We start from the raw sequence: 26,233 nt of genomic DNA, 5'->3' as shown, positions 1-26,233 counted from the left end.
GGCTCTACGCGGCGGTGCCGGTTTGCAAGGCCAGAAACTGCTGGACAGGCATGGGCCGCGCAAACGCATAGCCCTGCAGCACATCGCAGTTTTGCTCCACCAGGTAGTCGGCCTGCTGCTGCGTCTCTACCCCTTCGGCCGTGACCTCCAGCCCCAGGCCGTGCGCCAGTGCCACGATGGCGGTGACGATGGTGCGGCTGTGCTCTTGTCCGGGCAGGTCTTTGACGAAGCTGCGGTCGATCTTCAGGCGCCGCATCGGGAGCTGGCGCAGGTAGGCCAGCGACGAGTAGCCGGTGCCGAAGTCGTCGATCGCCAGGTGAATGCCCAGCTGGCTCAGGCGGTGCAGCGTGTGGGCCCCAGCCTCCATGTTTTCCATCAGCACGGTTTCGGTCAGTTCGAGCTCCAGCAAATGGGCAGGCAGGCCCTCCTCGCGCAGGATGTCCATCACGCGCTCCAGAAACTGCGGGTCTCCCAGCTGGCGTGCCGAGATGTTGACGGCCACCTGCAGTGGGCCGTGCGCGTTCCAGCGCGAAGCGTCGCGGCACGCAGTGCGCAGCACCCAGTACCCGAGCGGCACGATCAAGCCGCAGTCTTCAGCCACCGACACGGCCTCGAGCGGCGACACGGCGCCCAGCTCGGCGTGTGTCCACCGCAGCAGCGCCTCGGCGCCGACCAGGGAGCGGTCACGCGCTGAAAACAGGGGCTGGTAGTGCAGCGCGAGCCCCGTGCCCTGTTGCTCCAGCTCGCTGCGCAGCGCGTGTTCAATGGCTTGGCGCCGCACCACGGCCTGGTTCATGGAGGCTTCAAAACGCACGCAGCGGTTCTTGCCCATCTCTTTGGCGCGGTACATGGCGGTGTCGGCGTTGCTCAGCAGCGCGTCCATGTCCGAGGCGTCTTGCGGAAAGGTGGCCACGCCCGCGCTGCAGGTTATGTTCATTTGCTGGCCGACTTCGGTGTAGGCCGTCTGGAACACGCCGACGATGCGTTGTGTGTATTTGTCCAACGCCGCGTCGTCCATGTCGAGCCGCAGGACCAGCGCAAACTCATCACCCCCCAGGCGTGAGATGAAGTCGGTGTTTCGCACCACGGACTGCAGGCGCTTGGCGGCCTGGCGCAAGAGGTTGTCCCCGGCCGCGTGCCCGAAGGTGTCGTTGAGGGTCTTGAAGTTGTCCAGATCGATATAGACCAGGGCCACCTGGTGCCCGGCACTGCGGGCCAGCTCCAGCTCGGCGGCAAGCCGCTCGTTGAAGGCATGGCGGTTGCCGGTGCTGGTGACGGCGTCGGTGTGGGCCAAGGTGTGCAGGCGGTTCTCTGCCTCGCGCACGGCTGCGCGGCTGCGCAGCACCAGGGCGGTGGCCATGGCCATCACGCACACCGCGATCAAAAGGGCGCTGGCAAAGCGCACAGCCAGGCGGGTGTACACCGCGCGCATCGACTTGCGGATGTACAGCGTGCCCAGGGGGGCGGCGGAGTCCGCAATGGGGCGTGCGATCTCCAGCAGACGCCACCCGGCGCGCTCCTGCGCGCCATCCAGGCCCGTTGCGTTCAGCGTGGTCGGGAAGCTGGGGTCGGGGTCGCGTGCGTAGTGCGCAAACAGCACACCGTCGGTGTCGTAAACGCCCGCAGCCAGCACCATGGACGAGGACCGCAGCGCGCTCAACATCTCATTGGTCGTTGCCGTGTCGCGGAACATGACGGCGGCAGAGACGTTGTCGGCAACGATAGCGGCCTCGACCCGGCTGTCCTGCAGCATCGATGCGCGGGTGCTCCAGTAGTCCACCCCGGTGAGCGCCAGCACCACGGTCAGCAGCGCCAGGCCCGCTGACAGGATGCCCGCCGCCACGAGTTTTGACGACAGCAGGATGTGCGGAGCCAGTCCGGTGATTTTGTTGTTCATCATCGTCCTGCCTTGGCCAGACGCAGCAGTCTGGAGCTGATGGTCAAGCCTGCCTTTGTGGCGGCTTCGGAGTGGATGCTGAACACAATGCGCCCCTCTTCTTTGGCGAGCGCGATGACGATGTCGGGGCTATAGAAGATAGTGGTGTCCGAGACCGTCAGGACGCCGTGTGCGGCGGGCAGGGCATGCAGGGCCCGCAGCACCGGCTCCACGTCTGCGCTGTCCAGCACGGCGACATGGCAGCCAGGCAGGGCCGATGCCTCCAGCAATTTCACCCGCAACGCGCGGCCCTTGGCGGCCTGCTTGCCGTCAAGCGCTGCCAGGGGGCGCTTGAGCGGGCTGAAAGACGAAACGCACAGGGTCAGGTCGTTGGTTGGGGCGCCGTTGCTGTCGGGCCAGCCGATGAACTGCAGGAAGTTGAAAACATAGGCGGCCTTCAGATCCAGCTCACCCACAGGTTCCATCGCGTGGGCCGTGCCCAGGCCCAAGCCGAACGCCATGCACAGCCAGGCGATGAGCCGGGTGCACAGATGCGGGGTTTTGCGCATGGATCAGAACGCGTAGGTCAGCTTGACCCGGTAGGTCCGGCCGTCCTGCCGGATCGCGTCTTCCCGTATCTCGAACGAGGCAGGGTCTGCGTACCGGCGGTTGAACAGGTTGTAGATGCCCACCGACACATCGACGTCCGCGATGCGCGTGGAATACGTTGTATTGACGAGGACATGCCCCCGAAGGCGTTCGTTGAGCAGCGTCCTGCGCGGGCCGATACCGATGGCTTCGATGGCGTAGCGGCCGGGGTTGTCCCGCCACCCCGCAGCAAGTGGCAAGGCGGCGGACCACTGGACCTTGAGCAGGTGCTGCGGAGCGTTGGTCAGCGGCCTTTGCCGCGACGGATCGCGTGCGTTCTGCCAGCCGTAGGCCAGGCGCAGGCGCTTGCCGCCGTCCCAGCGGTGCTCGGCCTCGGCCTCCAGGCCGTGGACTTGCACGGCGCGGGTGTTGCCCAGGGTCAACCGGTCTGAATTACCGACCGCATCGAGCGCGATCAGATCGGTGACGGCAGAGCGGAACACCGTCAGCAGCACGCGGCTGGCGCCGGTGGGCGCGTGTTCCAGCGCCAGCTCGGTGGTGCGCACGCGCTCGGAGCGCAAGGCCACGCTGTCCACCAGGCCGCCCGGCAGGTCCACGCGGTAGTCGCGCTCGTAGGCGTTGGGCGGCCGGTAGGCGGTGCCGTGAAGCAGCTTGACCGCCGTGGCGGGGTTCCACCAATACACCAGGCCCAGCCGAGGATGGACTGCGCTTGCGCTGCCCGACTGCTTGCCCCAGCGAAGCCCCGCATGGAGCGTGAGGTCCGGGCTGATGGCAAATTCATCCTGCACGTACAGGCCCAGCACGTTGCCATTGCGCCGAGCGTCCAGGTATTGCGCGGGCGGCGACAGGTCCATGTTGCTTTGCTCGATGCGGGTGTCGCGCCGGTAGTCCATGCCCCAGGACAGCTTGTGGCGCGCCAATGCGGTGCTGACCCATTGCCACTCGGTGCCCCACCACTGGCCGGTGCCTACGTCCCGGTTCACCGTCACGGGCGGGTAGTCGTACACGTAGTCGCCCACGTACTGGTAGCGGCCTGCCAGGACGCGACCGGTGAACGCCAGCGACGGCTGCAGCTGCGCGGTGTATTCCGCCGCCATGCGCGTGCTCTTGTCGATGAACCGCGAGCGCGGGTCATTGAACACCTGCGAGAAGGCTGCCGTGGGAACCCCCTTGGTGCGCTCGCCGTGCGCCAGCGTCAACGTCAGCCCATCGTTGTGCATGCGGGCAAACAATTGGGTGCTGCGGTCGTAGTCCAGGCGGTGCGCCACGCCGCCGTTGTTCGCGGGGGTATCGAAGGCGGGGTAATAGTGGTCTGCCCCGCGCGTGGCGGACCGCGTGGCCGAGAGCAGCCAGTCTGCCCCCTGCGCATCCACCGTGCCCACGGAAAACCGCAGCTTGGCACGACCGTGGCTGCCCGCCTCGGCGCTCACCTGGGGCCCCGCCAGTTGGCGGCCGTCGCGCGTGATGACGTTGACCACGCCGAAAAAGGCGTTGGCGCCATACACCGCCGACCCAGGGCCCGGCACGAACTCCACGCGCTCCACCAGGTCCAGGTCCAGCGGAAAGTCGCTGCCGATGCTTGCCTGGTCATAGATGTTGTCGTTGAAGCGCACCCCATTGACCAGCAGCAGCACCCGCGTGTTGTAGTCGCCTGGCGTGGAAAACCCCCGCGTGCCCAGGTAGTGATAAGAGCGGTCATACGAGACATACAGACCCCGCATGCTGCCCAGCACCTCGGCCAGCGTGCGGTAGCCGAACAGCCGGATGTCATCGGCCGTGACCACGCTCACGGCGGCGGGTGCCTCCAGCGCCGTTTGTGCATACCTGCTGGCCGTGGTGACCTGCATCTGCATGAGCTGCTCCAGCGGCATGTCGGCGATGTCTGCGGCGGCGGCTTGCGCCTGCATGTTGGCTGCGGCGACGCACACCAGGAGCAATGCAGACACCCTGAGGGCTGGTAACGCCAGGGCCGAGGAGACAGCCGCCAGGTGCTTGGGCCGTCGTTGTGACTGGGTTGGTCCTCGTGCCATGGGCAGGGCTCCATGTGGGGCTGGCTTGCGGGAGTGCGCGCCAGCCCAGGGATAGTTCTTTACAAATTGTATCCAGCATGCCCGCTGAACGGGCTCAGCGTCGTTTTTTCTTGTGTTTGTTGCGGCCAGGCGGCGTGGCCGGTTTGGGCGCCAGCCCGAGGGCGGCGCGCGCCAGCGCATCGGCGGCGCCATTGCGGTGGCGCGGAATCCATTGCAGGCGGATATTTCGGAACTGCCCCAGCGCCTCGCGCGCCTCGTCAAACAACGGCGCCAGCCGTGCGATGGGGGCGGCAGGCGCTGCGCGTGCGTCCAACTGCGCCACCAGCACGCTGTTATCGCTGAACACCTGCACGGCGGCCGCTGCCGCTGCGCCCTGCTGCTGCTGCTGTGCAAGCCATTTAAGTGCCAGCAGCAGCGCGCGCAGCTCGGCCTCGTTGTTGCAGCCGGTGAAGGTGGTGGCTTCGGAAATGTGGTGCTGCACGGAGCCATCGGGCCCCGTCAGCACGGCCCCCAGGCCCATGCGCCCTGGGTTGGGCCAGGCGCTGCCATCGCAGTGGATGACCCAGCCAGCGGGCTCCGGGGCCGTGGGCACTTGCGGGCCTACTTGTAGAAAGCCTCGACCGTGCCCTTGATCTTGATCAGCAGCGGCTGGCCCTTGCGGTCCACAGTCTTGCCAGCGGGCACCTTCACCCAGCCTTCGCTGATGCAGTATTCCTCCACATCAAAACGCTCTTTGCCATTGAGGCGGATGCCGATGTCGTGCTCGAACACGGCGGCCACATGGTGCGGGCTGCGTGGGTTGACCGACAGGTGATCGGGCAAGGGCGGCTGGGCGGGGGTATTGGCGGTGGTGGCTTCGGTCATACGGGTCTGAATCTCTGGGGAAAGGAGAAAAACGCAAAGCGCGGATTCTCCGGCATTTGCGATGGGGGGATGCTGCGGTGCCCGATCAGCGGCCCATGGGCGCCACGCCGATCAGCCACGCATGGCCCCAGAACGCAAAGCCCGCCCAGGCGGCAGCGCCCACCACCGCGGTAATGGCCGTGCCTGCTGCCGTGCCGGGTGAATAGACCACGTTCTGCGCCCGGTCACGCTGGCGCGCAGCCCGAAAGCTCAGCACGGCCCACACGAGGAAGCCGCCAAACAGCAGCACATCGGCCAGGTTGCCGTTGGACAGCAGATGCGCCAGCGCCCACACCTTCACGCTCAGCACCATGGGGTGGTGCAACCGGGCCTTGAGGGCGTTGCGCGGCACATAGGCGGCGGCCAGCAGGATGAAGGCGACCAGCGTCAGCAGCGAGGCGGCGTGCCGCATGCCGATGGGCGGCACCCACAGCACCACAGGCTGCTGCCGCGCCAGGCCATAGCCCCAGATGATGAGACCCAGCCCTACGCCCGACACCAGCGAGTACAGCCCCTTCCATGGCCCCTCGCCCACCCGCGCTCGCGTCTGCGTACGCCAATCGTCGGCCACGATGCGCACCGAGTGCACACCCAGAAACAGCACCAGTCCAAGAATCAGAAACCACATGGCAAAGCCTTTCATCGGGGGATCGTAGAGGGGAGAGCCGCGGGTTATGGTTTCCCGTCGTGCCTGGCTGTGAGTATGCAGGGAGTCTGCGGAAAATATGAGTAAAAATGGCCTCTAGCGCTTATCCATAAAGCGATACAAGCTATTAATATAATAGTAACAATGCCCTTCCGATCACCGGCAAACCGCCATCAGGCCACCGCATGCCGCGCCAGAAGCGCCCCCACGGCGGGCTTGGCGCAGCGCTGCAGCGTTTGCAGCAGCGCGTAGCTGGGCTCGGCCACACGCCAGCGCGTGCGCAGGTCGTGCTGCATGCGCGCCAGCAGCGCGGCGGCCATTTCGGCATCGGCCAGCGCCCGGTGCGCCTGGCCCGTGCGCGGCAGGCCGTGGTAGTCCACCAGCACCCCAAGCTTGTGGCTGGGCGCCTGTGGGTACAGCCGCCGCGACAGCAGCACCGTGCACGCAAATGGCTGTGGCGCAGGCAGCCCGGCCAGGGCCAGCTCGGCCTGCCAGAACTTGCTGTCGAACGCCGCGTTGTGCGCCACCATCGGCGCATCACCCACAAAACGCGCAGCGTCGGCCATCACCCCCGTTGCATCGGGCGCCGCGTTGACCATGGCATTGGTGATGCCGGTGAGCTGGGTGATGAACGACGGAATCCACACCCCGGTTTTCATGAGGCTCTGGAACCGGTCCACCACCTGCCCTCTCTCCAGCAGCACGATCGCCACCTCGGTAGCGCGCGCGCCCTGGCCGGGGGAGATGCCGGTGGTTTCAAAGTCGATGACGGCGATGGGAGGCATGGGAGGGGGTGTGCAAGAAACGGAATGGAACTGCCGAAGGGCGCAGACCGATTGTGCCGCCGCGTGTGGCCTACACTGCCCGGTCCATATCTTTCTGGATGGAGCGGAGCCTCAAACCAATGCAAATTCCACCCATTGCCCTGCGTTTGGGGCAAAGCCTTTTGCGCATCACAGGCGCCTTGGCCGCAGTGGCATTGCTTCTTCTGGCGGCGATGCTGGTGGTCACCACCATGCCCGGCCATTCGCACCGTGGGGCGCTCCCTGCCGCCACCGCCGAGCAACAGGCGCTCGCGCAGCAGTTGCGCCAGCATGTCACGGTGATCGCGGCGCAGGAGCACAACGCTCGCCATCCGGCGGCGCTGGAAGCTGCAGCGGTTTATCTGGAGTCGGAGCTGGTCTCGTATGGCTACCAGGTGCGGCGCGAAGAGTTCCAGGCGTCAGGCGTGGCGGTGCGCAATCTGGAGGTTGCCGTGCCTAGCCACAGCACGCCTGGCCGACGCACGATTGTGGTGGGTGCTCACTACGATTCAGCGCACGAAACGCCGGGCGCCAACGACAACGCCACGGGCACTGCCGCCGTGCTGGCGCTGGCCAAGCGCCTCAAGAACCTGGGCGCAACGGCGCAGGCGGATGTGATGTTCGTGCTGTACACCAACGAAGAGCCGCCCTACTTCAAGACCCCGTTGATGGGCAGCCAGGTGCACGCCAAGGTGCTGAAAGACCGCGGGGTGTCCGTGGCGGCCATGCTGTCGCTTGAAACCATGGGCTACTTTTCGGATGCCGACGGCTCGCAAAAGTATCCGTGGCCCCTGAACCAGTTCTACCCCACGCAGGGTGATTTCATCGCCTTCGTGGCGACCACGGCTGACCTGGGGTTGGTGCGCACGGCGGTGGGGTCTTTTCGGTCCCACGCGGCGTTTCCGTCCGAAGGCATTGCAGCACCTCGGTTCATCCCCGGAGTGGATTATTCGGACCACGCGGCCTACATCGACCAAGGCTATCCCGCGTTGATGGTGACCGACACCGCGCCCTACCGCTATCCGCACTATCACACCCGCCAGGACACACCGGACAAGGTGGACTTTGACCGGCTGGCCCGTGTGGTGCTGGGCATTGAAGGGGTTGTTCGAGACCTGGCCCTGCAGCAGTGAGGTGCTGGTGCAGCGTTGGCCTATCGGCGGCCTTGCTGGTTCCACACGACCAGGCCGATGCCGCCCAAGATTGCCACGGAGGCGAGCATGAGCCGCAGTGTCAAGGGTTCGCCCAGCAAGACCACGGCGCCGAACGTTGCGAGCACTGGAACGCTGAGCTGCACCGTGGCGGCCTGGACGCCGCGCAGCGCCGGAAGGGCCGTGTACCACAGCGCGTACCCCACGCCGGAGGCCAGTGCACCTGACGCGACGGCATACCAAAGGCCCTCGGCGTTCCAGGTGGCTTGGTTCAGCGTCGCCGCACTCAGAAGTAGCGCCACGGGCACAGCGCGCAGGAAGTTGCCTGCCGTGATCTCGATGGGGTTGCCCCCTCCTCGGCCACGCAGCGAGTAGATGCCCCATGCCGCCCCTGCTGCGAGCATCAACACGGCACCTACCACCGGGGGTGCCGAAATGCCGGGCATGAGCAGGCCTGCTATGCCGCTAAATGCCAGCACCATGCCCCCTATCTGCACAGGTGCAAGGCGTTCGCCTTTCAGCCAGGCATGGCCGACCATGGTGGCCTGCACCGCACCGAACAGCAGCAGCGCGCCGGTGGCTGCTGGCAGGCTGATGTAGGCATACGAGAAACCTGCGGCATACACAAACAGCGCCAAGGCAGAAAACCAGTTGCCGGCCCGCCAGGCCTGCTGATGGCGCAAGGCCACCAGCAGCCACAGTGTGATGGCGCCCGCGACCAAACGGACGGTGGTGAAGGTGGCCGCATCGATGGGCGTGTGTTTCAGCGCAGCGCGGCACAGCAGCGAATTGCCCGCAAATGCAAGCATGGCAAGCCCGGTCAGGGCAAAAAGGCGCAGGGGGGACATGGTGTTCACTGGTTGGCCGCACGGGGATCCCCCATCATCGCATCTGGCCTTTTCCGGGGCCGCCCTTGGTGGTCGCGGCGGAAAGTCGCCCGGCCCATGGCCCCATGGCCCATGGATGCGCGCCGGGCTGTGTCAGCCCGCGCTGCCGCTGCCTTCCAGCACAAAGCTCACCACCGTGGTAGCGCTGCCGCCGATGTTCAGCGTGCCGAAGCGCTTGGCGCCTTCAACCTGGGTGGCGCCCGCGCTGCCTGACACCTGTCGCGAGGCGTCGAGCACCATGCGCACGCCAGTGGCGCCCACGGGGTGGCCGGCGCCGATCAGGCCGCCGCTGGCGTTGATGGGCAGGCGGCCGCCAAAGTCGATAAGCCCGCTCTCCACTGCCTGCCAGCTTTGTCCCGGGGGCGTGATACCGAAATGGTCGATGGCCATGTACTCGGTGGTTGTGAAGCAGTCGTGGGTTTCGATGCCGTCGAGTGCGAACACGTCGCCGATCTGCGCGCGGCGAAAGGCGTCGGTGATGGCCGTGCGCACATGCGGAAAAACGTAGGCCGCGTCCGCGCTGCGCTGCAGCTTGGCCGCCAGTCGCAGGTGGGCGGTGCTGTGGCCCCAGCCGGTGATGCGCGGCACATGGGCGATATCGCGCCCCTGGCGCTGCGCCCAGCGGGCGGCAAACGCGGGCGAGGCCAGGACAACGGCCGCCGCACCATCGGTGACCTGCCCGCAGTCCTGGCGGCGGATCATGCCGTCGATGACCGGGTTGGCGCTGTCGTCGGCCGTGAAGCTTTCAGGTGTGTAGGCCCAGCCGCGAGTTTGCGCCAGCGGGTTGCGCCGGGCATTGCGGATGTTGATCTCGGCAATGCATGCCAGGTGCTCGTAACGCAGGCCGTAGCGTCGCTCGTACTCCTGGCCGACAAGGTGGAACATGTGGGGCCAGGCGTACTGGGCCTCTTGTGCCTCGGTGCCTACCCAGGTGGCTGCGCCCAGGTGCTGGGCGGCCAGTGCGCCAGGCACATTGCGCTCCAGCTCCACGCCGGTGACCAGCACGCAGTCGTAGCGGCCGGCCTCGATCTCGGCGGTGGCGGCCAGCAGCGCGATGCTGCCCGATGCGCACGCGGCCTCGTGGCGGCCCGCGGGCATGCCGTGAAAGCCGGGGTCGATCGCCTCGAACATGCCGCCCAACTGGCCTTGGCCGGTGAACAGCTCGCCCACGAAGTTGCCTACATGGCCGGCCTGGATATCGTTCGCCTGCAGGCCCGTGTCATCGAGTGCACCCTGCACGGCATCGCGCATCAGCTCGAACATTCCCAGGCCCTCGCGGGCGGCGTTCAGTGCGAAATCGGTCTGGGCACCGCCCAGGACATAGACAGGTTGGTTCATGGGGTCATCCTTTCGAGTGGGGTGGGGCGCTGGCCGCCAGGGCGCGGGCCTGCTCGCGCAGCGGGGCCTTGACGAGCTTGCCGTTGAGGTTGCGTGGCAACGGTACGGGGCTGACGGTGAGAAGGTCGGGCAGCTTGTAGTCGGCCACATGGTCGCGGCAGAAAGTGCGCAGCGGCGCCAGGGCCACCGGGCCGCCGGCATACACGAAGATGTGCACGCGCTCGCCCAGCACCGGGCAGGGGCTGGCCACGGCCGCGACTTCGATCACGCCGGGGTAGCGCTGGATGACGTTCTCCAGCTCCACGCAGTAGACCTTGAAGCCGCCACGGTTGATCATGTCCTTGATGCGGTCGAACACCCGCAAGAAGCCCTGGGTGTCCACGCTGCCGATGTCGCCAGAGCGCCAGTAGCCTGCCACGAAGGCGGCGCGTGTGGCGTCGGGGTTGTCCCAGTAGCCGATGGCGTTGCCGGGGCTGCGGATCCACAGCTCGCCCGCCTCGCCCGGCGCCACCTCCTGGCCTTCGGGGCTGAGGATGCGGATGTCCACGCAGGGCAGCACGGTGCCCACCGAGTCGGGGTGGCGCGCAGCATCGCCACGTTCGGTCAGCGCCACGGCCGAGGTGGTTTCGGTGGCGCCGAAGCCGTTGTACAGCTCCAGTTGCGGAAACAGATCGGCCAGTTGCTGGATGGTGACCTCGGGCATGGCGGCGCCGCCGAAGTGGCCTACGCGCCAGGCCGACAGGTCGCGCTGCGCGAGGCCGGGTTCGCGCACGATGAGGTTGTACATGGCGGGCACCATCACCGTGGCCGTGATGCGGCGCGACTGCAGGGTGGCGAGCACCTCGGCGCAGCGGAATTCGCGCAGGCTCACCAGGCAGCCACCCACCAGCATGGTCACCACCACCATCGCCAGCAGGCCCGAGATATGGGTGCCGGGAATGACCAGCAGCATGCGGTCGTCCGGCCGGTAGCCAAAGCGCCGGTGGTAGTGCCGCGCGGTGTGAAAAAACCCCAGGTGCGACAGCACCGCGCCCTTGGGGTGGCCGGTGGTGCCCGAGGTGTACATGATGCAGGCGGGCTGCTGGTCGCTGAATGCGGCGGGCACAGGGGTGTCGTGGCCCGCCGCCAGCAAGGCCTCGTAGGGGATGGCGGGCCATGCACCGTCTGCGGTGTCGGGCCAGGGCTGGCCCGCGTCCAGGCAGTAGATGGTGCTGCGCAGGTTGGGCAACGTGGTGCGTGCGGGCAGGCGAGCGGCCAGCGCCGAGTCGGTGACCAGGGCCGAGGCGCCGCACTGGTTGAGCATGTATTCGAGCTCCTGTGCGCTCTGGCGGATGCCGATGGGCACTGCGATGGCGCCCAGGCGCCAGATCCCAAACAGCAGCACGGTGTATTCGAGCCGGTTGCCCATGAACAGCGCCACACGCTCGCCGCTCTGGATGCCCTGCGCCTGCAGGCCTGTGGCCACGCGGTTCACGGCCTGGTCGAGTTCGCGGTAGCTCAGTTGGCGCCCGCCCTCTTCCAGTGCGGCCGCATCACCACGCTGGGTTACCGAAGCGCGCAGCATGGCGTCCAGGTTCTGGGGGCGCTCTGCGTAGCAGGGCACGAGCCGGTCACCGTACAAGGCCTCGGTGCGCAATGGGTCGGGAGGAGCGGGAACAGGAATCATGGCGGCGGAGGAAGAAGAAGAAAAGGGGCGGTCGGTGGTGATCAAGTGCGCGGAGCGACCACCGGCTCGCGCATGCGCACCGCGCCGTCAATGCGCACGACCGAGCCATTCATCATCTGGTTCTCGATCACGGCCTGGGCCATGTGGGCGAATTCTGCGGGCCGGCCCGGCCGGTTGGGAAAAGGCACGTCGTCGATCAGCGTGCGCCGGGTGTGCTTGGGGATCACGTCGTACATGCCGGTCTCGAACGTGCCGGGCGCCAGGGCTACCACGCGGATGCCATAACGCGCCAGCTCGCGCGCCAGCGGCAGCGTCATGCTGGCCACGCCGGCCTTCGAGGCCCCGTAGGCCGTCTGGGCCGACAGTGCCTCGTACGCGGCCACCGAGGCGGTGTTGACGATCACGCCGCGCTCCGCGCCGTCGCTGGCGGGGCCCGCCTGCGCCAGGCCCGCGGCAAACAGGCGGATGGTGTTGAAGGTGCCCGTCAGGTTGATGGCGATGACGCGGCGAAAACTGTCCATGGGGCGCGGCACGATATGCCCCGTGGCCGGGTCGCGCTGGAACACGCGCGCCGGGCCGAGTACGCCCGCGCAGTTCACCAGGATGCCCGGCGTGCCCCAGGTCTGGTGCACCTGGGCGAAGGCGGCCTCCATGTCGCGCGCGCTGGACACGTCGCCCGCCAGGGTCAGCGTGCGTGGTTGCTGCGCCAGGGTGTCGAGCGCCGGGCCTGCGAGGTCGATGGCCGCTACGCGTGCGCCCTGGCGGTGCAGCATGTCCACCGTGGCGCGGCCCAGGCCGGAGGCGGCGCCGGTCACCACGGCGATGGTTTCTTGGATGTGCATGGCAGCGGCCTTGTGGTCAGAGTCGGGCGGGCATGCGCAGCCCGCCGTCGAGGCGGATGACCTCGCCATTGAGCATGGGGTTGCCGACGATGGACAGTGCCAGCGACGCAAACTCTTCGGCGCGCCCGGGCCGGGCAGGAAAAGGCGGCAGGGCGGAAAACACCACGTCGCGCGAGGCGGGCGGAAGGTTCAGCGTCATGGGCGTTTCGAACACGCCGGGCGCGATGCCCATGACGCGGATGCCGTATGCGCCCAGCTCGCGTGCCAGCGGCAGCACCATGCCGGCGCAGCCCCCCTTGGAGGCGGCGTACGCTGCCTGGCCCATCTGGCCATCGAAGGCCGCGATCGAGGTGGTGTGGATGATCACGCCTGCCTGCACGCCCTGGGCCACGTCTTCCTCGGTGCGGGCTTCGATCATCTGCGGCACGGCGCAGCGCACCGCGTTGATGCTGCCCAGCAGGTTGATCTCCACCACACGCTCGAAGGCAGCCAGCGGCATGGCTTCGCCCTTGCGCACCACGCTGCCGGGGTCGGCCACGCCCGCGCAGTTCACCAGCAGGTACACCGGCCCGAGTCCGGCGCGGATTTGCTCGAACACCTGCTCCATGTCGGCGTCTTGCGTGACGTCGACGGCAAAACCTGCCACGTCCAGGGTCTGCGCGGTGACCTGCACCGCCGCACTGTCCTGGTCGAGCAGGGCCACGCGGGCTCCGGCATCGCGCAGCGCCCGTGCCGTGGCAGCGCCCAGGCCCGAAGCACCGCCGGTGACCACCGCTACGCGGCCCTTCAGTGCATCCTGCATGGTAGGAAGTGGCATCTCAGTTTTCCACAGCGCTGCGCGCCACAAACAGCCCATGAAACGGGCGCGACCCCCGCCAAGGCCCCCGCGCAAGGGCCACCTCGCCGCGCTGGGGGCGGCTCCCTCCCGCATCGCGCAGCGGGGCGAGAGAGGAGGAAGGCGCGAAGCGATGCAAGAGGTGCTCCATGTCAGCTCGGGCGGTTCATCTTGCAGGCCACGGGCTGTTCGGTCACGTCGCCGGGCACCTTGGCCACGGTCTTCCAGCCCAGGCCCAGGCCTTCGGCGTCGTACTTCACACCCTTGACCAGCTGGTTGATGTACAGCGGGTGGGATGCCTGGTGGTCGTCCTTGCGCATCTTGATCTTGCCGAAGGGCGAGTCGTATTCCATGCCTTCAAGCGCCTTGGCGATGGGCACGATGTCGTCGGTGCTGCCCACCTTCTCGATGGCGCGGGCCAGCATGTCCATCTGCACCAGGATGGAGGTGTAGTACAGGTCTTCGCCAAACTTGGCCTTGTAGTCGCGCTGGAGTTTTTCCCACTGCGGTGTCTTGTCTTCCACCGGCACGTTGGGGTGCCAGGACGCGATTTGGAGCACGGTGTCTTCGCCTGCCGGGCCAATGGCGGTGGGCACGCCGTACAGGCCCCCGTAGTAGGTGATGTACTTGGTCTTGAGGCCAGCCTCCTTGCTGGCCCGCACCAGCAGCGCCAGGTCGTTGCCCCAGTTGCCGGTCAGCACGGTGTCGGCACCGGCCTGCTTGATCTTCAGGATGTAGGGTGAGAAATCCTTAACCTTGCCGAAGGGGTGGAAGTCATCACCCACGAACTGCACATCGGGCCGGGCCTTGCCGATGATGGCCCGGGCGTCTTTGCTGACCTCGTGGCCAAAGCTGTAGTCCTGGTTGAGCAGGTAGATCTTCTTGATGTCGGGCGTCTTGGCCACGTAGTCGGCGATGGCATGCATCTTCATGCGCTGATGGGCCTCGAAGCGGAACATCCAGAAACTGCACTTGGCCTCGGTCAACTCCGGCAGAGCAGAGCCGTAGTTCAGGTAAAGCACGCGCGAGTCCGGGTTGCGCTGGTTGTGTTTGTCCACGGCGGTGAGCAAGGACCCGGCAATGCCCGAGTTGCCGGCCTGCACCATGAAGTTGATCTTTTGGTCCACCGTGCTGGTCAGCATGGCGACGGCCTTGTTCGAATCGCCCGCGTTGTCCATCTGGATCACTTCCAGCTTGCGCCCCAGCACGCCACCGCGCTCGTTGATGAGGTGCGCCGCGTAGAGCAGCGTCTTGGCCACCGTGGTGCCCGTGGACGCGGTCGGCCCGGAGAACGTGTCGATGTGGGCAATGCGGATAGGCGGTTGCTGGGCAAAGGCCAGCAGCGCGCTGCCGCCGAGGGCAGCCGCCACGCAGGTGGTTCGGATAAGGCGCATGGAAGGTCTCCGGTAGGAAGTTTCTTTGAGGTAATATCGAGTTACTCTTTGGTAACTTCCGATGAATGCTAAAACCGGGGTCCAAGGTGGTCAAGCGCGGCATTGACGCTTGCGTGACACCATCCGACGCTTTTCCATGAAAAAAAACAGCCCACCCACCCCGGCCCCCGTCCCCGCCGCCCGCTGGAACAATGCACTGGCTAGCACGCCCGACCCCCGCGCGATCCGCAAGCGCGCACTGATCCTGGCGGCTGGCCGTGTGTTCGGGGACAAGGGCTTTCACAACACGACGCTGGACGACATTGCCGCCGCGCTGGCCGTGACCAAGCCCGCGCTATACCGCTATGTGCAGAACAAGCACGAAATTCTTTATGAATGCCATCGCATGGCCGTGGAGATGGCCGAGCAGGCCATGGCCGAGGCCACGCTGGAGCATGACAAGACGCTGGACGTGCTGCGCGCCTTCGTGGCGCTGTACATCGGCAAGATGACGAGTGAGCTGGGCACCTGCGTGGTGCTGACCGAGTACTACTCGATGACGGCCGAACACAACGAATTGATCCAACAGCGTCGCCGCGTGATCGACCGTCAGTTGCGAGCGCTGGTCGCGCGCGCGATGGACGAAGGGGCCATCGCGCCCTGCGACCCCAAATTGGCGGTGTTTTTCTTCATGGGCGCCATTAACAGCGTCAACCGCTGGTTTTCCGACCGGGGGCCCGAAGGCAGCGGGGCGATTGCGCAGGCGTTTGCGGAGCACACGATCCAAAGCCTGCGGCCGCTGCGCTGACCGCCGCGTGAAAGGCGGTCAGGCCTTTTTCAAAAACTCCGACTTGAGCAACATGCTGCCCAGGTCTGTCTTGCAATCCACGTTGTGGCCATCGGCGCCATCGACCAAGCGGATGCTTTTGATCTTGGTGCCCTTCTTGAGCGTGGACGACGAGCCCTTGACCTTGAGGTCTTTCACCAGGATCACGGCGTCGCCGTCGGCCAGGGGGTTGCCGTTGGCATCGCGTACGCCGTCGCCTGCGTCGCTGGCATCGGATTCGGCGGTGTCGGCCACCTGGGGCCATTCATGGGCGCAGTCGGGGCACACGTAGTTGGTGCCGTCGGGGTAAGTGTTCTCCAGACCGCATTGGGGGCAGGCGGGAATGGTGTGGGGCATGGGCTTGTTCCTGTTTGTGCTGGTAGGAGGGGCGGGCGTCCCTACAGCGGCGCGCGGCTGATCCACGGATAAAGTTGCTCGTCCGTTTGAGTTTGGCTCATACCGGAAAATTTTGCGCGGAGCGCTGGACGTTCATCTCAAATGATGAGGCTTGCGTGCACTGCGCTTTGACTTGTATCCATTGTGAGGTGATGTGCTCGGCCAAGGCCTGGTATTGGGATTTGGACTTTCTCATCCGTTCTTTCTTCGGCAAATTTGCCAACTGGGCTTCCAGATCCAATCGGCACTCCAGCCCGTCATGCAATGCATGCCCTTGGGGCAAGACTGCAGCAGCCAACCATGCCTCGGTGGCTTTTGAAGGGATGCAAAAAAGACTCTTGGGACCCGTTGCAGCAAGACCTAGCCAACTGAGTAACACGGCTTCAAGAGCTGTCACCGTATCGACCGGCGGCGGACAAGGCTGGGCGCAAGGCAAGTTTGCCAATCCCTGAGACGCCAGCAAAACAGCAGCTCCGCAATCGGCGTAGCTTTTGTTGGCGACATCAGCATCCAGGTGCACGATCACCAGATCAAACTGGCTCAATATGGGGTCAACCTCCATGCTGTTGGCACCCCGTTGGCGGAACTCTTGGCACCACTTGAATACGCCACCCCAGCCAGTGCCCATATCGGGTCGAGTGGGTTCTGGCTGTTGTAGATTTAGCAAGAACGGACGTTGCAGCACGGCCTTGAGTGCCGCCTCGATAACGATGAGATCGGTCGGCCCCTCGGCCACTACGGCGATACGGGGGTCAGACATTCGGGACAGCTCCCAAACTACCCATCAACCACAAGCGCGATAAAGGATATGACGTGTGCAACCGCTGGAGCTCGGCATTGAGTTCAATGCGACGCACCACGGTGTGCCCATCGCTATTGCGTTCTATCGCGAAAAGACGAACTTCTGGGTCCGTCAAGTCCAGCCCGTCTAGCACCGCAGGGTTGTGAGCAGTGAACAGCAGTTGTCTGTGCTGGCTGCCGTGCTGCAGCCAGCCACACAGTTTGGATGTCAACCGTCCAACCAGTCGAGGGTTCAAAGCTTGGTCCAGGTTATCAATGGCAAAGAAGTTTGGCGCTTGGGGCGACAGGCAAAGAATTGCGCAGAAAAGCACATACAAAGCACCCTCGCTCGCGTCATACGCTGTCAGGGTATTGCGGCTCTTGCGCATGAACCGATCTGTGAACTTCAGAACATCTTTAGTCCGTGCTACCGAGGGTGAGAGAAGTGCGCCCGCAGAAGTCGTGGTTTGAATGTCCGCGACCCAGTCGATCAAATCGAACACGCTGTCGAGCAAATCGTCGTCATGATCAAGCACCATCTTGCGAAAATCGGCAAAACCCTCGGCCAAGCCACCACCTGCTAGCCCCACTGGATTGCGCGATTGTGGGTCGCCGACCATTGCGCGAAGGGTGGGTGTGTTAGGTGAGTAAATCGCAAATGTTTGCAGACGCTGCATCAAGTCAGCGGCTGGGCTGCTCGTTGGAACCTCAACCAACTTGAGGGCTGCAAGGCCAGCTGTGGGAGTAAGGTTGCGCCGATTACGTACACCATCGGCAACGATTTCGTCGAATTCCACCGCAAGGCGCTCTGTTTTGAAGGTCCATGCCGGGTCTGGATTTTCGAGTGGATTTAACAACGATACGCGGTAGTTGGCGTCCTGTTCGCTGTGCGCAGACAACCCAATGTGTGGAGGGACGCTGGCAGAGTCGAACGATGTCTTGTAGAGCCGAGGGACTCCAGGGCGCACGCCGCGTCGCAACAAGGCTTCGTCGTCCACCTTTCCATTGGCAGCGGCACCAAGAACACCCACTGCTTCAAGAATGTTGCTTTTGCCGACACCGTTGGCCCCTATAAAGCAGTTCACCCGCCCAAGTTCTAAAGTTTGTGAAACGATGGACTTGAACCCATCAACTTGAATGGTTCTGATCATGGAAGAGTCCTGAAAAATTTGGGTACATGACGCATCTGAAAACCCATAGCAACCACATTGAAGGACTGTCGATCATCCCATTGTTGCGACAGCGCAGGCGTTCTTCGCATCTCACAGAGCTTGCTTTTTTTCACACATTTAAGGAGCTTCGGATCGATGCACGGCGATTTCAATCCACTGGCCGCCGCTCCAGCGCAAACGGCGGCAGGCCTTTGAGCAGGCGCTGGCCGTAGCTGGTGCGCGTGAGGCGCTTGTCGTAGCAATACACGTGGGCCTGGTCCTCTTCGGTGCGGATGGCGCGGCCCACCCACTGCGCGAGGCGGATGGCGGTGGCGGGCACCACCAGTTCGCTGAACGGGTCGCGGCCCACGGCGCGCAGCCATTCGGCACGGGCTTCGCCCACGGGGTCGTCGGGCGGGGCAAAGGGCAGCTTGGTGATGAAGACCGATTCGCACAGGCGGCCCGGCAGGTCCAGCCCTTCGCCAAACGACTGCATGCCGAAGATGACCGAGGGCTCGCCGTTGTCCACGCGCTCGCGGTGGCGCTTGAGCAACTGCGTGCGCGGCAGCGCGTTTTGCACCAGCACCACGCTGCGCATGGCGGTGGGCAGGGCACCCACGGCCTGGCGCATCTGCTCGCGCGAGGTGAACAGCACCAGGGCGCCAAACTCCACACGTGCAATGTCGTGCAGCAGCGCATCGACCATCTCGGTGGTGAACTGCGCGGCGTTCTTGGGGTCGGCGCGCGTCTCGGCCGCGACCAGCGTGCCCTGCGCGGCATAGTCGAAGGGGCTGGGCACTTCGAGCGTGGTGGCGGCTTCGTCGCCGTGCAGTCCGGACTCGCGCAGAAAAAAGTCAAAGTGCCCACAGCTCGTGAGCGTGGCCGAGGTCAGCACCGCGCCGCGCACTGCGCTCCACAGGTGGTTGCGCAGCGTGGTGCCGGGCAGGATGGGGCTGGCATGCGCCTTGACCACGATGAAGTCGCCATCCACCTCCAGCGTGAACCATTTGGCAGCGGGGACCGCGCCTTCGGGCGCGTCTTGCAGCAGCAGTTGGGCCGTGGCATGCAGCTCTTCCAGGCGCGGCGCCAGCATGCCGATTTGCGCGTACAGCGTGGACAGCCGCTTGGCCTCGTCGGGCTTGTCGCGCATTTCGGCGCGCAGCGCTTTGCTGATGGCGCGCAGGGCTTCGAGGAAGCCTTCGGCACTGGCTGCCAGCAGGCCCAGCGGGGCGATGAGAGGCTCGGGCAGCTCGCCGCGCGGCACGCGCACACGCGCAGGGCCCCAGGCGCTCCGCTGGCTCTTGAGGTTGTCGCCGTACACATCCATCACGATGCGGGCCAGGTCCTGCATCGTCTGCCGCAATTGGGCCGAGTGTTTGGGGATGTCGGCAATCTCCTCCACCTCCAGCAGCGCGCCAATGCGCAGGCCCCGGCTCGACAGCCGCTCGATCCAGGTAATGCGCGACAAATCCATGCTGCACGCAAACTGGTCGAGCGCCGTGGTGGGCAGGTGGTGGGCTTCGTCCAGCACCAGGAGGCAGTTGTCCAGCTCGGGCAGCACGCGTGCGCCCAGCGATGAGAGCAGCAAATCATGGTTGGCCACGATCACCTGTGCGCCCACCAGCTCCTTGCGTTTGTCGTAGTAGGTGCACTGGCTGAAGGCTGGGCAGTGTTTGCCGGTGCACGACGCACCCTCGGCCGCCACGGGGCTCCACACCTCGGGCTCGGGGGGCGTATCGAGGCTGTCGCGGTCGCCATCCCAGGCGCCTTTCGACAAGGTCTGCGCCATGGTGGAATAAAACTGGATGCGCGCCTCGGTCTCGTGCCGGGGGCGCTTGGCGCGGGCGGCGGCTTCCTCCTCGGCAAACAGGTCGTCGTCGCCCTCTTCCTCGGCCTCGCCCGTGCCCGCCAGGCGGTCGAGCTTGAGCTTGCACACATAGCGCCCGCGCCCTTTGGCCAGCGCAAACTTGAAGGGTTGCGGCAGCAGCGCTGCCAGCGCGGGCAGGTCCTTGTTGACCAACTGCTCCTGCAGCGCCACGGTGGCGGTAGAGATCAGCACCCGCGTGCCGCGCGACAGCGCCAGTGCAATGGCGGGCGCGCAATAGGCCAGCGACTTGCCCACGCCCGTGCCCGCCTGGATGACCGCAATGGAGCGCGTGGGCGCGGCCTCGCCGTTTTCTTCATCCACCTTGCCCAGCGTGGCGCGGCTGAACGTGTGCGCCACCTGCTCGGCCATCAGCCGCTGGCCGACGCGGCTGCGAAACCCTGGCGTGGCCTGCACCACCGCATCGAACGACTGCAGGGCCTGGGCGGCCCATTCTGGGGAGGACATGGGTAAAAAGTGGCTGTAGCGCTTGATAGATAAGCGCTATAAGCTATCTATTATGTAGCATTCGATGGGCCGAAATGGATTGATGAAACTGGTGATTTATACAGTAATATCCTGAAAACGATGCTGGAGCGCTTATGAAAACCCTGCCCGCAGAATTCGATGGTCAGCCCATCCGCCGTGTGTACGACGAGGGCACGGAAACCTGGTGGTTCTCTGTGATCGACGTGGTGCAGGTGCTAACGGATAGCGAAAACGCCCGCGACTACTGGTTCAAGATGAAAGTGCGGGTCAAATCAGAGGATGGGGCTGAACTGTCGACATTTTGTCGACAGTTGAAATTGCCTGCTGCGGACGGCAAGCAACGGCTGACTGATGTGGCCACCGCAGAAAGTTTGCTGCGTATTGTTCAATCCATCCCCAGCCCCAAAGCAGAGCCCATCAAACTCTGGCTGGCCAAGGTGGGCTACGAGCGCATGCAGGAGCTGGCTGACCCGGCCCTGTCGCTGGACCGCGCCCGCCAGACTTGGCAGCAGCATGGCCGCAGCGACAAATGGATCCAGCAGCGCATGACCGGGCAGGAAACCCGCAACAAGCTCACTGACTATTGGAGTGAGCACGACATCAAGGCGGGCAGTGAATTCGCCATCCTCACCAACATCATTCACCAGGAATGGGCGGGCCTGAGTGTGGCGCAGCACAAAGAGATGAAGGGCTTGGCCAGTCACAACCTGCGCGACCACATGAGCGAGGCCGAGCTGATCTTTACCGCCCTGGCTGAACTTTCCACGCGCCAGATTGCCGAAAGCGTGCAGGCCACCGGCATGGCTGAGAACAAGACCGCTGCGCAAACCGGCGGCAACATCGCCCGGCAGGCCCGCCACCAGTTGGAGAGCCAAACGGGTAAGCCGGTGGTGACAGGGTCCAACTACCTGCCACCGGCTGCAGCTACGAAAACGGTCAAGGCCATCAAATCAGTCAAAAAGGAATGAAATTGCTATAAATATAATAGCTTGTTGCGCTTTAAATATGAGCGCTATAGCCTTATTCGATCCAAAAATCAGCCCCGTTCGCGCAGCGCCCGCTCAATCCGGTCGCGCCGCACCGTGGTCTTGGGCACCTTGAACGGGAACCAGCTGCGCACGTCTTCTTCCAGCCCGATGCCGTGCATGTAGTTGTAGATGGCCTTCTTAAGCGCGCCGCCCAGCGCGTCGTGGTCGACGCCCGTGGGGTCGATGAAGGCCACGTCGTTCTTGGCGAAGTCGCCGGGTGGCAGCGGCGCCAGCGTCACGCCGTATTCCTCGGGGTTCTTGCCCACGGGCGAGTGCACGGTGCAGGCAAAGCGGTGGAAAAAACCGCTCTGGATGCAGCCGTTGGCGAACAGTTGGCGCACGTATTCGAGTGCGTCCACGGTGTCTTGCACGGTTTGCGTGGGAAAGCCATACATCAGGTACGCATGCACAAGGATGCCCGCGTCGGTGAAGGCCCGCGTCACGCGCGCTACCTGGTCCACCGACACGCCTTTTTTCATGAGCTGCAGCAGCCTGTCTGATGCCACTTCGAGTCCGCCCGAGATGGCGATGCAGCCGCTGTCGGCCATCAGCTCGGCCAGCTCGGGCGTGAAGGTTTTTTCAAACCGCACATTGCCCCACCAGCTAATGCCCGCGTTGCGTGCAATCAGCTCGGTGGCCAGCGCTTTCAGTGCCTTGGGCGGGGCGGCCTCGTCCACGAAGTGAAAGCCTGTTTGCCCCGTCTCACGCACGATCTGCTCAATGCGGTCGGCCAGCACTTCGGCGCTCGCGCCCTCGTAGCGGCTGATGTAGTCCAGGCTCACGTCGCAGAAGCTGCACTTCTTCCAGTAGCAGCCGTGCGCCACGGTGAGCTTGTTCCAGCGCCCGTCGCTCCACAGGCGGTGCATGGGGTTGAGCATGTCCAAGAGCGACAGATAGTGCTGAAGCGGCAGGCCGTCCCAGGTGGGCGTGCCCACCTCGGCAAAGGCGATGTCGGCTTCCATCATGTTGATGTACTGCACCGCGCCTGCGTCATCGCGCACAAAGGTGCGCACCAGCCGCTGGCGGCCACGCCCGCCTTGCACATGTTCCAGCAGCGCGAGCAGCGGGCGTTCGCCTGCGTCCAGCGTCACGTAGTCGACATGGTCGAACACACGCGGGTCGGCCAGCTCGCGCAGTTCGGTGTTCACAAAACCGCCACCCAGCACTGTCACCACGTGCGGGTGGCGCGCCTTGATGGCCTGCGCAATGCGAAACGCCGCATACACCGAGCCGGGGAAAGGCACCGACAGCAGCACCACGTCGGGCGCGTGGCGCTCCAGCGCCTCGTGCGTGAGCTGTTGCAGCATCTCGTCCACCAGCGTGGGTGGTGCGGCCAGTGCTTTTGCCAACGGATCAAACGTGGGCTGGCTGCCCGCCAGCGATTCGGCATAGCGCACGAATTCAAAGCGTTCGTCCACCGCATCGCGCAGCACGTCGGCCAGGTCGTTCAAATACAGCGTGGCCAGGTGCTTGGCCTTGTCGTGCAGGCCCAGGGCGCCAAACGCCCAGCCCAGCGGGTCGCCGCCCTCGTCATCCACATACACGTCCAGCGTGGCAAAACGCGGCCCTTCGGGCAGGTAGTGCCGGCCCGCGATGCGGTGTGCCAGCGTGCTGTCGCGCCCTTGCAAAAAGGCAATGGCAGGGCCGATGGTGGCGAGGTAGCGGTCTTTTTGCGCGGCAAAGCTCTGCACGGCAGGGCTTTGTTTTTTGGTGTGCAATGTGTCCACCTTGGCGGCCACGGCGCGCAGCCCCTCGGGCGAGAGCAGTTGCAGCACCAGCGCCAGCGCCAGGTCTTCCTGCACCGCCGCAATGCCGCGCGAGCGCAGAAACCCCGTGAGGTAGGCGGTGGAGGGGTACGGCGTGTTGAGCTGCGTCATCGGCGGGATGACGGAGAGCACGCGCTGAGTGCGGGGTGCGGGGGCGACGGCAGACATGGTGTGAACGGTGGGCGATGCGGTGCCGCCGCGGGGGATCGTGAGGGGCTCTGATTATCCCGGTCGACGCGATTCCTTGTTGGGCGCCGCCGCGTAGAACCCCAAAAACATATCCACCGCATCCCCCAGCACCTGCTGCTGCTGCGCGGCAGTGAGGGGCGGCTGGCCCAGGGCCAATTGCGGCCAGAAGGCGAAGGATTTGACCATGCCGTGCAGTTGGAGCGCGGCGTACTGCGGGTCCACGCCCGCGCGCAGGGCGCCTTCTTGCTGGGCGGCGCGGATGAAGCGCGGCAGGCCCTCTTCCTTCTCGGACAGGCGCGCCACCATGGCCTGGGCACGCTCGGGTGTGTGCATCATCTCGGCGATGGCCACGCGCGACAGGTCGATAAAACTCGCGTCGTTGAGCAGCGCCATCTTTTGTTCCAGCGCCGCCAGCAGTTGCGCGCGCAGCGGGCGCGTGGGGTCGTAGGCCACGTCAGCCAGCGACTGGCTGCACTGCCACAGGCGCTCCAGGATCGCGCCGAACAGCTCGTCCTTGCTGGGGAAGTGGTTGTACACCGTGCGTTTGGACACCTCGGCCGCTGCCGCCACGCGGTCCATGCTGGTGCCGCTGAAGCCGTGCTCGCGAAACTCGGCAATCGCGGCCAACACGATGGCGTCGCGTTTGCGGTCGGTCAGGCGGGTGGGGGTGATGGGGGAAATGGGAAGCGCGGCCTCGGTCATTGTCAAAATTTTACACCGAGCAGTTTACTTTTTGAAGAAATCAGATAAACTACACCGTATAGTGCACCTTTAAGAAAACCCGTGCATCCCCTGAAACCCCTTCGCCGCCGCCTGCTCCGGGCGTTTTTGTTCCTCCTTGTTCTGATCGCCATGGCCTACAGCATCTTCTCCAGCGCCACCCAGCCGGTGGCTTCGTATGCACAGTCGCCCCAGTTCGGGGACGGCAAGTTCCACAACGCCGCACCGCGTTACAAGCCCGGCGCGCTCAAGATGGTGGAGGTGCTGTGGCGCTTTGCCACCGGCAAACCTGCCGACGCCCGGCCCCACCAGAGCCTGCCCGTGCACGCCGTGATGCGCTCGGACCTGCTGGCCGCGCCCGATCTGAGCTTTTGGCGCCTGGGCCATTCCACCATGCTGCTCAAGGTCAACGGCCAGTTCTGGCTGACCGACCCGGTGTTCTCCGAGCGCGCCTCGCCCTTCCAGTTCATGGGCCCCAAGCGTTTTCATGCGCCGCCCATCACCATCGAAGAGCTGCCGCCCATCACCGGCGTGCTGCTGTCGCACGACCACTACGACCACCTGGACTACGCCGCCATCCAGAAGCTGGCCCCCAAGGTCGAACACTTCATCACCCCGCTGGGCGTGGGCGACCGGCTCATCGCCTGGGGCGTGCCCGCCGCCAAGGTGCAGCAACTCGATTGGTGGCAAGGCACCACCGTGGGCGGCCTGCAACTGGTGGCCACGCCAGCGCAGCATTTCTCGGGCCGCAGCCTGTCCGACGGCAACAGCACGCTGTGGGCCTCGTGGGTGCTGATCGCGGGCGACACCCGCATCTTCTTCAGCGGCGACACGGGCTATTTCGACGGCTTCAAGGCCATTGGTGAGCGTTTTGGCCCCTTTGACCTGACCATGGTCGAGACCGGCGCCTACAACGCCGACTGGCCAGACATCCACATGCACCCCGAGCAAAGCCTGCAGGCCCATATCGATCTGCGGGGCCGCCACCTCATGCCCATCCACAACGGCACGTTCGACCTGGCGCTGCACCCCTGGACCGAGCCCTTCGAGCGCATCACCGCTCTGGCTGAAAAGGCCGGCGTGCCGCTGGTGGCGCCGGTGATGGGCGAACGGTTGGACATCCGCCAGCCCGCGTTGTCACGGCAATGGTGGCGGGAGGCGCAGGCCCAGACCCGGTCTTTGGCGACGGCACCCATGGTCAGCTCGGCTGCGCAGTCCTGAGGAATCAAAGCCCCCCTGCCCGTTTCGCCAGCTTCGCCACCACCCGTGCGGCGGCCACGATCTCGGCCTCGCCGTAGCCCGCATAGCCAAACAGCCACCCGCGCCGCTGTGACTGCATTGCGTAGCGCGACAGCGGCGCCAGCATCACCCCGGCGCTGAGCGCCTGGCGGCTCAGGGCCTCGTCGTTGCTGCCGGGTGCGCTTTCGTACAGGAGTTGCATGCCCCGGTCGCTGGGCGCAAGCTGCAGAGCACCATCGCTGGCGTCCCCCAGCGCATCAATCAGCATCCGCTGGCGCTCTTGGTACAGCTCGCGCATCTGGCGCAGGTGGCGCAGCAAGTGCCCTTCGGCGATGAAGCGCGCCAGCACGGCCTGGGCGTCGCCGGGCGCATGCCGGTCGGTCATGGCGCGGGCCATGGCAAAGGCCTCCACCAGCGCGGGCGGCACCACCACAAAACCCAGGCGCAGGCCGGGGTGCAGTGTCTTGGAGAAGGTGCCCACATACAGCACGCGCTCCGAGCCCGGCAGGCTGCACAGTGCGGGTACACGCTGGGCCGCGCTGCCGTATTGGAATTCGCCGTCGTAGTCGTCCTCCACCACCCATGCATCGTGTATGCGTGCCCATTGCAGCAACGCCTGCCGCCGCGCCAAAGGCATGCCCACCCCGGTGGGGAATTGGTGCGTGGGTGTGACCACGGCCATGCGTGCGCCGGGCCATTGCGCCGCACCTTCCGCTATGCACAGGCCCTGCGCATCCAGCGCCACAGGCCGCGCCAACACGCCATGGCCCAGCAGGCTGGCGCGGATGCCGGGGTAGCCGGGGTCTTCCACCAGCACCTCGTCGCC

24 protein-coding genes are annotated in these 26,233 nt (G+C 65.3%); 4 read left to right on the top strand and 20 right to left on the bottom strand.

The features are described 5' to 3' along the window. Positions 1-4 precede the first annotated feature (4 nt). The 7 genes from Q0105_RS05265 to Q0105_RS05235 form a co-directional block, all read right to left on the bottom strand. Positions 5-1,897 (bottom strand): EAL domain-containing protein, encoded by a 1,893-nt coding sequence (locus Q0105_RS05265; RefSeq protein WP_298209473.1) that lies wholly within the window; start codon positions 1,895-1,897, stop codon positions 5-7. After that, positions 1,897-2,445 carry a YfiR family protein gene (locus Q0105_RS05260; protein WP_298209470.1) on the bottom strand — a complete coding sequence of 183 codons (549 nt, stop codon included), beginning with the start codon at positions 2,443-2,445 and terminating at the stop codon, positions 1,897-1,899. Before Q0105_RS05260 ends, Q0105_RS05265 begins: the two co-directional genes overlap by 1 nt. 3 nt (positions 2,446-2,448) lie before the next feature. Next, positions 2,449-4,515, bottom strand: coding sequence for a TonB-dependent receptor (locus Q0105_RS05255; protein ID WP_298209468.1), 2,067 nt, complete (start codon positions 4,513-4,515; stop codon positions 2,449-2,451). A 94-nt stretch (positions 4,516-4,609) separates the two neighbouring features. Continuing rightward, on the bottom strand, positions 4,610-5,107 hold the full coding sequence (locus tag Q0105_RS05250) for a reverse transcriptase-like protein (RefSeq protein WP_298209466.1): 498 nt from the start codon (positions 5,105-5,107) through the stop codon (positions 4,610-4,612). Between the two features lie 8 nt (positions 5,108-5,115). After that, positions 5,116-5,379: a DUF3297 family protein gene (locus Q0105_RS05245; RefSeq protein ID WP_298209464.1), complete on the bottom strand. Its 264-nt coding sequence runs from the start codon at positions 5,377-5,379 to the stop codon at positions 5,116-5,118. Positions 5,380-5,464: 85 nt separating this feature from the next. Next, positions 5,465-6,046, bottom strand: coding sequence for an NnrU family protein (locus Q0105_RS05240; protein ID WP_298209462.1), 582 nt, complete (start codon positions 6,044-6,046; stop codon positions 5,465-5,467). A 191-nt stretch (positions 6,047-6,237) separates the two neighbouring features. Next, positions 6,238-6,849, bottom strand: a complete 612-nt coding sequence (locus Q0105_RS05235) for a 3'-5' exonuclease (RefSeq protein ID WP_298209460.1) — start codon at positions 6,847-6,849, stop codon at positions 6,238-6,240. Positions 6,850-6,968: 119 nt separating this feature from the next. Here Q0105_RS05235 and Q0105_RS05230 point away from each other — a divergent pair, with 119 nt between their 5' ends. Further along, complete coding sequence (locus Q0105_RS05230) at positions 6,969-8,000, top strand: M28 family peptidase (protein WP_298209457.1); 1,032 nt, start codon at positions 6,969-6,971, stop codon at positions 7,998-8,000. Positions 8,001-8,020: 20 nt separating this feature from the next. Here Q0105_RS05230 and Q0105_RS05225 read toward each other — a convergent pair whose 3' ends face one another. From Q0105_RS05225 to Q0105_RS05200, 6 genes are all read right to left on the bottom strand, one after another. Further along, on the bottom strand, positions 8,021-8,866 hold the full coding sequence (locus Q0105_RS05225; RefSeq protein ID WP_298209455.1) for a DMT family transporter: 846 nt from the start codon (positions 8,864-8,866) through the stop codon (positions 8,021-8,023). A gap of 132 nt (positions 8,867-8,998) precedes the next feature. Further along, positions 8,999-10,243 carry an acetyl-CoA acetyltransferase gene (locus Q0105_RS05220; RefSeq protein ID WP_298209453.1) on the bottom strand — a complete coding sequence of 415 codons (1,245 nt, stop codon included), beginning with the start codon at positions 10,241-10,243 and terminating at the stop codon, positions 8,999-9,001. A 4-nt stretch (positions 10,244-10,247) separates the two neighbouring features. Next, positions 10,248-11,909, bottom strand: coding sequence for an AMP-binding protein (locus Q0105_RS05215; protein WP_298209451.1), 1,662 nt, complete (start codon positions 11,907-11,909; stop codon positions 10,248-10,250). A 41-nt stretch (positions 11,910-11,950) separates the two neighbouring features. Beyond that, positions 11,951-12,751, bottom strand: a complete 801-nt coding sequence (locus tag Q0105_RS05210) for an SDR family NAD(P)-dependent oxidoreductase (protein WP_298209449.1) — start codon at positions 12,749-12,751, stop codon at positions 11,951-11,953. 16 nt (positions 12,752-12,767) lie between these two features. After that, positions 12,768-13,568: an SDR family NAD(P)-dependent oxidoreductase gene (locus Q0105_RS05205; protein WP_298209447.1), complete on the bottom strand. Its 801-nt coding sequence runs from the start codon at positions 13,566-13,568 to the stop codon at positions 12,768-12,770. A gap of 170 nt (positions 13,569-13,738) precedes the next feature. Further along, a complete protein-coding gene (locus Q0105_RS05200) occupies positions 13,739-14,980 on the bottom strand; it encodes a branched-chain amino acid ABC transporter substrate-binding protein (protein WP_298209445.1) in 1,242 nt (413 codons plus the stop codon). Positions 14,981-15,116: 136 nt separating this feature from the next. On the opposite strand from Q0105_RS05200, the gene Q0105_RS05195 reads away from it, so the two are divergent. Beyond that, a complete protein-coding gene (locus tag Q0105_RS05195; protein WP_298209443.1) occupies positions 15,117-15,767 on the top strand; it encodes a TetR/AcrR family transcriptional regulator in 651 nt (216 codons plus the stop codon). Positions 15,768-15,785: 18 nt separating this feature from the next. Here the strand turns inward: Q0105_RS05195 and Q0105_RS05190 are convergent, their stop codons facing one another. The 4 genes from Q0105_RS05190 to dinG all read right to left on the bottom strand — a co-directional run bounded on the left by Q0105_RS05190 (position 15,786) and on the right by dinG (position 20,444). Next, complete coding sequence (locus Q0105_RS05190; RefSeq protein WP_298209441.1) at positions 15,786-16,142, bottom strand: zinc ribbon domain-containing protein YjdM; 357 nt, start codon at positions 16,140-16,142, stop codon at positions 15,786-15,788. A gap of 97 nt (positions 16,143-16,239) precedes the next feature. Further along, on the bottom strand, positions 16,240-16,941 hold the full coding sequence (locus Q0105_RS05185; protein ID WP_298209439.1) for a hypothetical protein: 702 nt from the start codon (positions 16,939-16,941) through the stop codon (positions 16,240-16,242). Next, positions 16,934-18,112 (bottom strand): AAA family ATPase, encoded by a 1,179-nt coding sequence (locus tag Q0105_RS05180; protein ID WP_298209437.1) that lies wholly within the window; start codon positions 18,110-18,112, stop codon positions 16,934-16,936. The genes Q0105_RS05185 and Q0105_RS05180 overlap by 8 nt, the downstream gene beginning before the upstream one ends. Before the next feature lie 169 nt (positions 18,113-18,281). Further along, positions 18,282-20,444: an ATP-dependent DNA helicase DinG gene (gene dinG, locus Q0105_RS05175; RefSeq protein ID WP_298209436.1), complete on the bottom strand. Its 2,163-nt coding sequence runs from the start codon at positions 20,442-20,444 to the stop codon at positions 18,282-18,284. Positions 20,445-20,578: 134 nt separating this feature from the next. Here dinG and Q0105_RS05170 point away from each other — a divergent pair, with 134 nt between their 5' ends. Continuing rightward, positions 20,579-21,433, top strand: coding sequence for a Bro-N domain-containing protein (locus Q0105_RS05170; RefSeq protein WP_298209434.1), 855 nt, complete (start codon positions 20,579-20,581; stop codon positions 21,431-21,433). A gap of 68 nt (positions 21,434-21,501) precedes the next feature. Here the strand turns inward: Q0105_RS05170 and Q0105_RS05165 are convergent, their stop codons facing one another. Together Q0105_RS05165 and Q0105_RS05160 are read right to left on the bottom strand one after the other, a co-directional pair. Continuing rightward, positions 21,502-23,370, bottom strand: a complete 1,869-nt coding sequence (locus Q0105_RS05165; RefSeq protein WP_298209612.1) for a radical SAM protein — start codon at positions 23,368-23,370, stop codon at positions 21,502-21,504. A 111-nt stretch (positions 23,371-23,481) separates the two neighbouring features. Further along, positions 23,482-24,150 (bottom strand): TetR/AcrR family transcriptional regulator, encoded by a 669-nt coding sequence (locus Q0105_RS05160; protein ID WP_298209431.1) that lies wholly within the window; start codon positions 24,148-24,150, stop codon positions 23,482-23,484. A gap of 150 nt (positions 24,151-24,300) precedes the next feature. On the opposite strand from Q0105_RS05160, the gene Q0105_RS05155 reads away from it, so the two are divergent. Then, positions 24,301-25,389, top strand: coding sequence for an MBL fold metallo-hydrolase (locus Q0105_RS05155; RefSeq protein WP_298209610.1), 1,089 nt, complete (start codon positions 24,301-24,303; stop codon positions 25,387-25,389). A gap of 4 nt (positions 25,390-25,393) precedes the next feature. Here Q0105_RS05155 and Q0105_RS05150 read toward each other — a convergent pair. Further along, positions 25,394-26,233: PLP-dependent aminotransferase family protein (locus Q0105_RS05150; protein WP_298209429.1), on the bottom strand; the 840-nt coding region annotated here is incomplete at its 5' end.

The sequence above is a fragment of the Acidovorax sp. genome (genome assembly GCF_027492855.1).
Classification (GTDB): domain Bacteria; phylum Pseudomonadota; class Gammaproteobacteria; order Burkholderiales; family Burkholderiaceae_C; genus Acidovorax.
The sequence above is the reverse complement of the archived record's forward strand: the minus strand, read 5'-3'. Positions and strand labels throughout refer to the sequence as shown.